At 62.7% G+C, this 3,676-nt stretch carries 3 protein-coding genes; all 3 read left to right on the plus strand.

What is annotated here, in order from left to right; all coding sequences use genetic code 11:
* Nucleotides 1-137: 137 nt before the first annotated feature.
* The 3 genes from ACK1U9_RS23735 (at nucleotide 138) to tpx (ending at nucleotide 3,628) form a co-directional block, all read left to right on the plus strand.
* Nucleotides 138-1,334 carry an amino acid aminotransferase gene (locus tag ACK1U9_RS23735; protein WP_046615430.1) on the plus strand — a complete coding sequence of 399 codons (1,197 nt, stop codon included), beginning with the start codon at nucleotides 138-140 and terminating at the stop codon, nucleotides 1,332-1,334.
* Between the two features lie 346 nt (nucleotides 1,335-1,680).
* Nucleotides 1,681-2,961, plus strand: coding sequence for a serine/threonine transporter (locus ACK1U9_RS23740; protein ID WP_046615429.1), 1,281 nt, complete (start codon nucleotides 1,681-1,683; stop codon nucleotides 2,959-2,961).
* Nucleotides 2,962-3,127: 166 nt separating this feature from the next.
* On the plus strand, nucleotides 3,128-3,628 hold the full coding sequence (gene tpx / locus ACK1U9_RS23745) for a thiol peroxidase (protein WP_046615428.1): 501 nt from the start codon (nucleotides 3,128-3,130) through the stop codon (nucleotides 3,626-3,628).
* Nucleotides 3,629-3,676: the final 48 nt, after the last annotated feature.

Here is a 3,676-nt window from a genome sequence, read left to right on the forward strand (position 1 = left end):
CTCACTGCCTGCACCAATCCCCAGCCATGCAATGTTGCATAGACAACCTTGCACAATAGTTGATGTTCCTGAGCCCGCACTCCGGGTATGCTCAGGGCTGCCTTTTCGAACTGTCCTGATCCAAGGAGCTGCACGCTGTGTTCAAACATGTCGATGCCTATGCCGGCGACCCGATCCTCTCGTTGATGGAAACCTTCAAGGCCGACCCGCGCGCCGACAAGGTCAACCTGAGTATCGGCCTGTACTACGATGAGGCCGGCGTGGTGCCGCAACTGGCGGCTGTGGATGCGGTGGAAAAACGCATCGCCGGCCAGGACCACGAAGCTTCGCTGTACCTGCCGATGGAAGGCCTGGCCAGTTACCGCCAGGCGATCCAGGCGCTGCTGTTCGGTGCCGATCACCCGGCTGTTACCGGCGGGCGCGTTGCCACCGTGCAGACCGTGGGCGGTTCCGGCGCCCTCAAGGTAGGTGCCGACTTCCTCAAGCGCTACTTCCCGCAGTCCGAAGTCTGGGTCAGCAACCCGACCTGGGACAACCACCGCGCCATCTTCGAAGGCGCCGGCTTCAAGGTGCACACCTACCCGTACTTCGACCAGGCCACCCGTGGCGTGGACTTCGACGGCATGCTGGCCACCCTGCAGAACCTGCCGGCCAACAGTGTGGTGCTCCTGCACCCTTGCTGCCACAACCCCACCGGCGCCGACCTGGAACAGCACCAGTGGCAACAGGTGGTTGAAGTGGTCAAGGCACGCCAGCTGATCCCGTTCCTTGACATCGCGTACCAGGGCTTCGCCGAAGGCCTGGTGGAAGACGCCTACGCCATCCGCGAAATGGCCCGCGCCGGCGTGCCGTGCCTGGTCAGCAACTCGTTCTCGAAGATCTTCTCGCTGTACGGCGAGCGTGTTGGCGGCCTGTCGGTGGTCTGCGACGATGAAGCCACTACCCAGAGCGTGCTCGGCCAGCTCAAGGCTACTGTGCGTCGCAACTACTCCAGCCCGCCCAACTTCGGCGCCCAGCTGGTCGCTGGCGTACTCAGCGATGCCGCCCTCAATGCCCAATGGGCCGAGGAAGTCGAAGTGATGCGCAAGCGTATCCTCGACATGCGCCAGGCGCTGGTCGATGCCCTGGCCGTGCTGCTGCCAGGCCAGGACTTCCAGTTCTTCCTGCGCCAGCGCGGCATGTTCAGCTACACCGGCTTCAGCGTCGAGCAGGTGCGCCGTCTGCGTGACGAGTTCGGCGTATACCTGATCGACAGCGGCCGCGTATGCATGTCCGGCCTGCGCCCGGCCAACCTGCAACGGGTTGCCGAAGCTTTCGCCGCCGTCCAGAAGTAACACCGCACGGGGCCGCTTCTGTGGGGTGCGGCCTCTGTAGGAGCGGCCTTGTGTCGCGAAAGGGCCGCAAAGCGGCCCCGGCAATATTCGCGGCGAAGCTGCAAACGTTGGGGGCGCTGCGCACCCCTTTCGCGACACAAGGCTGCTCCTACACCTGTCAAATTCCTCCTGCAGCCCACCGGCATAACCCGCTTGTAAAGACAAGTGCAACCGCTCCTCGGAAAAGGGCTTCGCAAGTGCAACCTTTCCGTGCACAATCGCGCTCCCTTTTTCGGTTGAGTTGGGCGAAACGTCTATTTCGCCATTCTCAGCCTGTTGCAGTCTTGCGAGTGGAGCTTCACCCGGAATGAATGAGCAGGCCCCAAGCGTTGAACAACGCTTTGCAGAATCGACCCCCGCCACCCTCGGCAGTTGGTCGCGTCACGACACCACCTGGATGCTGGGCCTGTTCGGCACAGCGATCGGCGCCGGAACCCTGTTCCTGCCGATCAACGCCGGCCTTGGCGGCTTCTGGCCGTTGCTGATCCTGGCCATACTGGCCTTCCCGATGACCTATTTCGCTCACCGCGGGCTGACCCGTTTCGTCCTTTCCGGGCGCAATGACGGCGATATCACCGAGGTGGTCAAGGAACATTTCGGCATTACCGCCGGCGCCTCGATCACCGTGCTGTACTTCTTCGCGATCTTCCCGATCCTGCTTATCTATAGCGTGGCGCTGACCAACACCGTGTCCAGCTTCATGGAGCACCAGCTGCACATGCAGCCGCCGCCACGCGCCATCCTGTCGTTCGTGCTGATCCTCGGCCTGCTGGCCATCGTACGCTGTGGGGAGCAGGCCACGGTCAAGGTCATGAGCCTGCTGGTCTACCCGTTCATCGTCGCCCTGGCATTGCTGGGCCTGTACCTGGTCCCGCACTGGACCGGTGGCATCCTCGACAGCGCCACCCAGGTACCACCGGCCTCGGCCTTCCTGCACACCCTGTGGCTGGCGATTCCGGTGATGGTGTTCTCGTTCAACCACTCGCCGATCATCTCCGCCTTTGCCGTCGACCAGAAGCGCCGCTATGGCGAGCATGCCGATGAGCGTAGCGGCCAGATCCTGCGCCGTGCCCACCTGCTGATGGTGGTGATGGTGCTGTTCTTCGTGTTCAGCTGCGTGCTCACCCTGAGCAGCGCCCAGCTGGCCGAGGCCAAGGCGCAGAACCTGTCGATCCTGTCGTACCTGGCCAACCACTTCAGCAACCCGACCATCGCGTTCGCTGCACCGCTGATCGCCTTCGTGGCCATCGCCAAGTCGTTCCTCGGCCACTACATCGGCGCCAGCGAAGGCCTGAAGGGCATCATCACCAAGGCCGGCGCACGCCCGGGGGCCAAGACCCTGGACCGCGTGGTCGCCGCGCTGATGCTGGTGGTGTGCTGGATCGTCGCCACGCTCAACCCGAGCATCCTCGGCATGATCGAGTCGCTCGGTGGCCCGATCCTCGCGGTGCTGCTGTTCCTGATGCCGATGTACGCCATTCGCCGCGTGCCATCGATGCGCAAATACAGCGGTGCTGCCTCCAACGTGTTCGTGGTAGTAGTCGGCCTGGTTGCGCTGACTTCGGTGGTATACGGCCTGCTGGGCTGATAGGCCATCTGCAACAGTAATGCCCGGGTCGCTTGTTGCCACCCGGGCATTTTTTTGTCCACAAGAATTGTCCGGCAATAGAACAATTTCACCTGCCCCCATAGGCACCCGGCCGCCTTCATGCTTAACTCAGTGTCCTTTTCAAACCCCGCATAAGGATTTCGTCATGGCTCAAGTGACTCTCAAAGGCAACCCGGTTCAGGTCAAAGGCGAACTGCCGAAAACCGGCGCCCAGGCTCCGGCTTTCTCCCTGGTAGGTGAAGGCCTGGCTGACAAGTCGCTGAAAGACTACGCCGGCAAGCGCAAGGTGCTGAACATCTTCCCGAGCGTCGATACCCCGACCTGTGCTACCTCCGTGCGCAAGTTCAATGCCCAGGCCAACGATGTGGCCAACACCGTGGTGCTGTGCATCTCCGCCGACCTGCCGTTCGCCCAGGCACGCTTCTGCGGCGCCGAAGGCCTGGACAACGTGAAGAACCTGTCGACCCTGCGTGGCCGCGAGTTCCTCGAAAACTACGGCGTGGCCATTGCCGATGGCCCGCTGGCCGGCCTGGCTGCCCGTGCCGTGGTGGTGCTGGACGAAAACGACAAGGTGCTGCACAGCGAGCTGGTTGGCGAAATCGCTGACGAGCCGAACTACGATGCAGCGCTGGCTGTACTGAAGTAATGGTTGCGGGGCAGGGCGGCTGAATACTGTTCTGGCCCCCTTCGCGGG

It is taken from the genome of Pseudomonas sp. XP1 (assembly GCF_053557675.1).